The sequence below is a fragment of the Luteolibacter pohnpeiensis genome (assembly GCF_016595435.1).
Taxonomy (GTDB): domain Bacteria; phylum Verrucomicrobiota; class Verrucomicrobiia; order Verrucomicrobiales; family Akkermansiaceae; genus Luteolibacter; species Luteolibacter pohnpeiensis.
Genome location: NZ_JAENIJ010000014.1, coordinates 95,752 through 103,676, shown reverse-complemented (window position 1 = coordinate 103,676; position 7,925 = coordinate 95,752). Strand labels below are relative to the sequence as shown.

The following is a 7,925-nucleotide window of genomic DNA, read 5'->3' as shown; positions in this document are numbered from 1 at the left end:
ACCGTTGAGGAAATGTGCGCCGAAATGGTCGCCTCCGACCTCGACAAAGCCCGCCGCCACGCCCTCCTCAAACAACACGGCCACCACGTCGCCGTCGCTAAGGAATAGTCACCTCAGGCAGTTACCATCAATAGTAGCCGAGTGCATATAATATTCTAAATATTACATTTATAATATTAATCCAATACTTCAAATCAGCGCATCAGTCATGATAAAAAACAAAAAAGACCTGCAATATTATCTTGAGGCTGATCGCATTGCAATTGCCCCAAACAAATCTAAGCCTGGAATTCTCGCAACTACCGAAAAAGATTTGATTTGGAAATACCAAATCGCGCTGCGAAAAACGGAATATTGGATTAATACAAAAGATGCAAATTCGATCAAGAAAAGAATTTGCCAGAAAATTTGGAAATATCGCCTTTTCAGGCTAGAAATATGTCTAGGCTTCCACATTACACCAAATACAATAGGACCCGGCCTATCGATAGCTCATGCAGGTAATGTGATTATCAACGGTACAGCGCGAATCGGAAAGAACTGTAGGATTCACCCAGGTGTAGTCGTTGGCATGAACGGAAGAGAGTCTGGTGCTGCAAGTATCGGAGATAATGTTTACCTCGCAAATGGAGCTAAAATATTTGGGAAAATAACAATAGTTGACGATGTCGTCATCGGTGCGAGCAGCATTGTAACGAAGGACATCTTATCTTCTGGTACTTACGCAGGAATACCAAGCAAGAAAATTTCAGACAATAAAAACTCCTTTCCAATGAATCGGAGAGGAGCAGACATCGCAAAGCCTAACTAATTAAGATTCAGATTAGAAAAATTACTGAATATATTTTATATGAGTAGCACCTGTGATCGCTATTTCGAGTCAAAAAAAGATACTCAACTAGCAAAAAAAACTGCTCAAGGCGGAATGTTGGTGATGGGCTCGCAAATGTCGAGAACAGGTCTCCAATTTGGAACTACACTTGTCCTGGCTAGGATCATAGCTCCGGCAGACTTTGGTCTGGTTGCCATGGTGTCGATTATAACGAATTTTATTATTCTTTTTCGTGATATGGGCCTTACACAAGCAACCATTCAGCGAGAAACGATATCAGAAAAAGAAGTTTCTAACTTATTCTGGCTCAATCTTTTACTCTCAGCCCTACTCGCAGGACTCGTATGCGCAGGCTCTCCATTAATAGCTCTATTCTATGGAGAACCACGGCTATTGAAAATATCTCTAGCTCTTGGTCTGAGTCTGTTTGTTGAAGGTTCTACTCTTCAGCATCGTGCATTGATGGCCAGAAATTTAGAATTTAAAGCCATCGCCATTGCGGAGATAATTGCAGCAATTGCAGCAGCGTCCGCCGCGATTGGAGCAGCAATTCTAGGCTGGAGTTATTGGGCGATTGTGTTCCAAACGGTAGTCTCGACACTAGTTGCCGCGTTAGTGTGCTTTTGGCTTTGTCCATGGAGACCTAAATCGTATTCCAAGAAAACGAGCATTCGTGCATATGTGCACTACGGGAAGAACTTACTCGCATTCAATCTCTTAAACTATTTCTCACGAAATACAGATAACTTGCTAATTGGTTGGAAATGGGGTGTTGGCCCTTTAGGGCTTTATGCTCGTGCTTATCAATTACTCATGCTACCGATCAGCCAAATAAATGGCCCAATGACTAAGGTAATGCTTCCTGCCTTGAGTCGTCTGCAGAATGATCCTGAAGGCTATAGAAGATCTTATATAAAAGCGGTCAGAATGGTTGCTTTTTGTTCGTTCCCGGTTTTTGCGTTTTCAGCACTAATGCCGAGTGAAATCATTCGCTTGGCACTAGGACCTAAATGGGATGGCGCAGTTCCGCTTTTTATTGCGCTTCTTCCAGCCGCCTTTATCGGCTGCTTAAACATCACAACTGGCTGGGTGTTTCAGTCCTTGAACACCATCAATCGCCAAGTCAAATGGACTCTGATCGTTGTTCCAATCCAGGTTGCAGCAATGGCAATTGGATTGCCATTCGGTGCAATTGGTGTCGCATGGGGAGTGAGTATTGCATTCGTATTGATCCGCATTCCATATCTAATGTATACGTATCATGAAGCACCTGTAGGAATGAAGGATTTAGGAGTAGCTCTAATACACCCGACTATAACGACTCTAGCAGCGTCAACATTCATATATTTATTCAAGCCACTAATAATGGAGAGATTACCCATGATTTGGGCGTCAGCATCATGCCTAGCCGCATTCGGATTAATTATCTGCGGGATTGATCTTTGCTTAGGTGCAAGATCGCAAATACGGTATTTCCTAACATTGATTATTGGTAAATCATCCCCTAAGGCTCAATCCATATAATTCATGAAGATCATCAAAAGAATTCGAAGGATTTTATCCACTTACTATTTAAAGCTCCTTCCATCAAACGGTCCTGTAGCTGCTCTTTATTATTTTCTTTTCGATTCTTCATTCGTACGCGAGATGAAGGCGGTATATTCTGGCAAGCGCCAACACGTATTCACACCAGACCATGTTGATTCACATCGCTTTACCTTGCGGCGTAATGTTCACCGCTTGGAGAAAGCCCTGATAATGCGCCCGCGACGAGAGTCATTCGCCGCTGATTATATCGGAGAAACCATCACCTCACTAGCCTCTGTCTACCCTGTCGATAAAACTGATCCTAGTAGAAAGAATGAACTAAAATGGTTCATGGATGTCCTAGGTAGTTATTTTGATTCGGTCACCAAAAAAGGTCCTATTGAAAAAGCTTACGAGCAATTCACGAAAATAATCACATCGCCATCATCAAGTCAGATTAGTTCAATTCCTTTCAAAAGATCGGACTCACCTGTACTACCATTCGGATACGAAGAACTTTTTACGCTCTTCAAACGACGTAGATCTGTCAGGTGGTTTTTAGAGAAGTCAGTAGAGCGTGATTTGATCGACAAGGCGATACTCGCCGCACTACAGTCTCCGAGTGCCTGTAATCGCCAACCATTCGAATTCAGGATATTGGAAGATGACAGATGTAAAGAAGTATCAAAAATTCCGATGGGAATGTCTGGATACGGAAGTAATGTCCCTGTCCTCGCTGTTCTAGTTGGCAAGCTCGACGCCTATTTTGATGAAAGAGATCGCCACGTTATATACGTCGATGGCGGCTTAGTTTCCATGAGCTTCATGCTCGCACTCGAAACCTTGGGACTTTCATCATGTCCTATCAACTGGCCAGACATTGAACGGCTAGAGAGGAAAATGGATTTACAATTGAATCTCAGTCCATGGGAAAGACCGATTATGCTCATGGCAATAGGTTATCCCGACCCTGATGGTGGAATACCTTACTCAGAGAAATCGCCTCTCGAAGCAATGTGTCGCTACAACTGATTAGTTGCTTAATAACTTTAGACCATTGAAATAATATGAAAAAAATAGAAGTTTTAGGCATTGGATTTCCAAATAAAGGTGCTGAATTAATGCTCCAGTCTGTAATCGAACGTCTTATTGAGGTTCCTGATAATCCTGCGGCACTGGTGCTACAAACTTATCACCCATACAAACAAAGAATTCGGTTCAAAGCTTACCAAAAATTTTGGGTAGAGAAGAAATTTTTTGAACTAGGCCGCATAACCGAGTTGATGCCGAAAACTCTACTCTCCAAATTCGGCATCATCAAAGATTCGGACATTGGAGTTTTATTGGATTGTTCCGGTTTTGCTTATGGCGATCAATGGGGCTACCAGAAGGCCAATCGACGCCTTGGCAGGAATATCAAAAGATGGAAAAAAGAGGGCAAAAAAGTGATTCTCATGCCCCAAGCATTCGGTCCATTTAAGAATCAGCAATTGAAAGATGAAATTGGTCTAATTATAGATCATGCAGATCTTATATTTGCCCGTGACCCTGAGTCCTTAAAACATCTTCAAGAAATAAGGCCAGACGCTAAAAATGTCACGATCTCCGCAGACATGACAATTGGCCTGACCCCTAAACCGGAGCTTGCACTTCCCGAAACCGCAGGTAGACCATGCTTGATTCCTAACCAAAAAATGCTCGAAAAAGGCGGACTGAATGAAGGTGGTTATGTAGATTTTTTCGCATCCATCGCTAAAGAGCTTTTATCACGTGGCCTCAACCCATACCTGCTACTCCATGAAGGCCCTAAAGATTTAAAATTGTGCGAAGACATTAAAGCTAAGGTAGGTGCAAATATTGATGTCATATGTCCAGAAGACCCAGTAGTGATAAAAGCTACTATTGGTTCTTCGTTATTTGTGGTCACATCAAGATTTCATGGATTTGTAAGTAGCTTATCTCAAGGGGTTCCATGTGTAGCAACCAGCTGGTCTCACAAGTACGAGATGCTTGCGAATGAGTTTCAGATTGAGGACGCAATTGCCAGTATCAGCGATCCTTCTTGGCCTGCAAAAATTGCTGATCGATGTGCTGACCAAGACTATATGGTAGAAGTTCGTGCTAAATTGAAAGCCACCTCACAGCAGAAGAAAAAGGAAGTTCAAAGAATGTGGGATAAAGTCAAATCCTGCGCAAATCTCTGATTCATGATTCTTTCTATCATCATACCGGTTGGCAAGGATCCTATTGGGCTCACCGAGACACTCGAGTCGTATCAACAAATGCCGAGTAGTGACAAGAACGGAGTAGAAGTCATTGTAGTTATCGACGGTCCATATGATGAAGTAGAAAGCGTTGCAAATCGTTATCATGGCGTCAAAGCATTGAAGCTTCAAAAAAACGGCGGTTCTTACCACGCTAGAAACAAAGGTGCTGAGAGAGCAACCGGAGAACGCCTTGCATTCATTGACGCAGGTGTAGAGTTCAAAGTTGATTGGTTGCAGAAGGCTATAAATCATAGCAGTGAAGCTGAGTATCTAGCGGGTAACGTTTTGCACCCATCTCCTAAAGGCGGCAGCGTAGAACTATATCAGTTACTCTTCGAATTTCAGATAGCAGAACACTTTGAAAATTTAAAGTTTTGCCCCACAGCCAATTTGATTGTTACGAGGAAATTGTTTCTCGAATCCGGAGGATTCGAGGAGCGACTGAGATCCTCTGGTGATCGAGAATTCGGGAGTCGTGTTTTGGATGCCGGTACAACGGCATCCTTGGATCTTGCTCGCATCGTATACCATCCATTCCGTTCTTTGAAAGGGCTACTTAAGAAGAAACTAAGAATTTCGATGGGGTATCGCAACCTGAGCATGCTATATCCAGAGCGATTCCCTCCAGATCGAGTGGTCAATCTTTTAAAAATGGCATTCCCACCAAAAACTTATGCCCTTCTTAATCCGCTCACCAAATGGAGTCGAATCCACGAGTTAGAGAAAGAATATAATTTACACTTCAATTACGCCCAACAGGTTTCCTGTTATCTGCTTTTATATCTAACGAAGTTGACAGTTTTATGGGGTCGCCTTATTCAGTATCGAAGTTCCGATTCATTTGAATGGTCTAATCAAAAATCTTAGTCCATATTGAGCTTTAATTTTTCATCACGCGCAATGGATGTACCCCAGATCAGCATAATCAGTCCGATTTACAATACACCTGTTGAGTATCTCCAACATCTATATCAAAGTCTCTTGAATCAAGGAGAAATAAACTGGGAATGGATTCCAGTTGATGACGGCTCAAAAGATCCAACAGGGATAAATTGGCTACTTGATCAAGCATCTAGGGACGCACGCATAAGGCCCGAGGTATTAGCCACTAATCAAGGTGCAAATGCTGCCCGAAATCGAGGACTATCACTTTGTAAGGCAGACTGGGCAAAATTTATCGATAGTGATGATTGGCTGGGGCCCAATATGCTCACCACGGAATACGAAGCTGCGTTAAAGGATAATACAAATCTCATCATTTCAAATTGCAAAGTCATTCTATTTGAGAATAATATCGAAAATTTAGTCCGCGAGCATAAAACGTTTGATTTTAACAACCCGTTATCGTCAGCAATACTTGATGGATTCGGACATCCTGGAGCAATACTTTATGAGGTTAAACGAGCAAGAGCAATCGGGGGTTGGGACGAAAGCTTATCGGCCGATCAAGATGGAGATTTCTTTGCTCGTTACATTTCAGGTGGCGTGTGTGGCGTTTATAACCCGCATTCCTATTCGTGTTATCGAGAACACCTCGGGGAACGAATAAGCACGAAAGTCAAACCCCGTTCAATTTTATCCCGAATAGCCGCCATGTGTTGGATCGAGCAGCACTACCAAGGGCCTGATAACAAAATTTTACTCGATAAAGCAAAATGTTTGAAATGGAAGAAAATCGGTCTCCTCGCATTCGAATGTAATAGTGAGATGTTTGCAAAATGCACAACGAAGATTGGTGAATACCGTCACCAATCGCTATTCCTTTTGTTTCGTGCTATGCAAATATGCAATATTTTGTCCATTGGACAGCTCAGGAAAATTGTTTATTTCTTGCGAGTAGCCAGTAGAAGGAGCAATCCTTCCTCATAAACAACTTCTTCCGTGACTCATGTGGAAATTGATCTCTTCCAACCCATTTCGTTTAGCCTTCTATTTTTTGATGTGGGTGTTTGCAGCTTTAACTGCCCGGGAACTATGGACACTGCTTCTGACATTACCCGCTTTTTTAATTGTAATCTACAATGTAATACAAATACGGAGTAAAAATCTTTCGACGGACGACATGTTATGGTTTTGCATGATGATGTTTTTCGTTGTCAGTCCATGCCAATCGATAAATGACGGCTATTTTTCTTCATTAGCACCCGCCGGCAATAAAGTTCAATATAAATTACCCGAGATGTATGCTGCCATGGGCATCGTGCTTATATGGCTACTTGGCTTTACCTTTGGCAACGCGAGATTTTTCGCGCCTAAAAAAACAAAAAAACAGCGGATTGCGCGGAATGTCAGAATGTACAATACTGACATTTATCTTTTACTAATCAGCGGATTCATTGGCACCGTTGGATACATTTTTTTCTCGGGTGGTTTGGGAAACGTTCTTGCATCGCGCAGACATAAGGAATCAGTCGAAATCGTAGCTTATGGTTTCCTAGCTGCACAAGTAACATCAACAATTCTTATTTCAGTCATAGTAAATAAGAGCTGGAAATTCGATTGGGGTTTTCTTCTACGCTCGGGACAAATCATCATCCTACTGATCTGCTATGCCCTCATGTTTTTATGTTTAAATATTTGGAATTGCCCGAGATTTATATTTTTAGGATCATGGCTTCCAGTTGCATTTGCTCTATTTGGCGGGAAAGTTAATTATAAAACATCTTACATCGCACTTTTTATTGGCATAATCATCGTAATGCCCATTTTGAGCATCACTAGCCGGTCTGGCACTGATGCTCTAAATGACTTAACTTTTGGCAGAAGCGGCGGCAGCGCTTTCCAAGTTCAAGAAGTCGATTTATTCGATACATTAGTGCACGCAGTTTATATTACAAAGAAAGATGGCTTCATGTGGGGAGCAAACATCACCGCAATCCTCTTATTTTTCGTCCCACGTAACTTTTGGCATCAAAAGCCTATTGTTGGAGGACTAGTGGTTGGCAATGATTTACACGACCATTTCGGAGCAGGAACACCCAATCTTTCGTTTTTTATCGGGGGTGACGCATATCTCGATTTCGGTTACATTGGAGTAGCAGTAATTGCAGTTTTAGTCGGAGTTATATGGGCAAGGGTAAGACATATGGAGATTCGCTACCTTGGTATAAATGTCCCGGACTTGGTCTTGTTAGGATTCATCCCAATCTTAGTAAGAGGACCTGTAGGTGCAATTATTGGCTACCTCGTTTGTATGATCTGTTGTCTTTTCCTTCTCTATACTTTCTTTAAAGGACGAATGCTAGCAATGGGCGAAACACCGGTAGTGAGAAGGAGGAAAGCGTGAAGATACTACACGT

At 42.2% G+C, this 7,925-nt stretch carries 7 protein-coding genes; all 7 read left to right on the top strand.

Annotation, left to right across the window (positions count from 1 at the left end; translation table 11 throughout):
* The first annotated feature begins 208 nt into the window (after positions 1 to 208).
* Genes JIN85_RS10520 through JIN85_RS10490 form a run of 7 tightly spaced genes read left to right on the top strand, consistent with a single transcriptional unit; the run spans position 209 to position 7,912 of the window.
* Positions 209 to 811, top strand: coding sequence for a serine acetyltransferase (locus JIN85_RS10520; protein ID WP_200270394.1), 603 nt, complete (start codon positions 209 to 211; stop codon positions 809 to 811).
* A 39-nt stretch (positions 812 to 850) separates the two neighbouring features.
* Complete coding sequence (locus JIN85_RS10515) at positions 851 to 2,356, top strand: lipopolysaccharide biosynthesis protein (protein ID WP_200270392.1); 1,506 nt, start codon at positions 851 to 853, stop codon at positions 2,354 to 2,356.
* A 3-nt stretch (positions 2,357 to 2,359) separates the two neighbouring features.
* The gene (locus JIN85_RS10510) at positions 2,360 to 3,391 is read left to right on the top strand and encodes a nitroreductase family protein (RefSeq protein ID WP_200270390.1); all 1,032 of its coding nucleotides are present in this window, start codon (positions 2,360 to 2,362) and stop codon (positions 3,389 to 3,391) included.
* A 35-nt stretch (positions 3,392 to 3,426) separates the two neighbouring features.
* On the top strand, positions 3,427 to 4,563 hold the full coding sequence (locus tag JIN85_RS10505; RefSeq protein WP_200270388.1) for a polysaccharide pyruvyl transferase family protein: 1,137 nt from the start codon (positions 3,427 to 3,429) through the stop codon (positions 4,561 to 4,563).
* A 3-nt stretch (positions 4,564 to 4,566) separates the two neighbouring features.
* Positions 4,567 to 5,493, top strand: a complete 927-nt coding sequence (locus JIN85_RS10500; RefSeq protein WP_200270386.1) for a glycosyltransferase family 2 protein — start codon at positions 4,567 to 4,569, stop codon at positions 5,491 to 5,493.
* A 33-nt stretch (positions 5,494 to 5,526) separates the two neighbouring features.
* The gene (locus JIN85_RS10495) at positions 5,527 to 6,495 is read left to right on the top strand and encodes a glycosyltransferase (protein ID WP_234047359.1); all 969 of its coding nucleotides are present in this window, start codon (positions 5,527 to 5,529) and stop codon (positions 6,493 to 6,495) included.
* Positions 6,496 to 6,514: 19 nt separating this feature from the next.
* Positions 6,515 to 7,912: a hypothetical protein gene (locus JIN85_RS10490; RefSeq protein ID WP_200270382.1), complete on the top strand. Its 1,398-nt coding sequence runs from the start codon at positions 6,515 to 6,517 to the stop codon at positions 7,910 to 7,912.
* Positions 7,913 to 7,925: the final 13 nt, after the last annotated feature.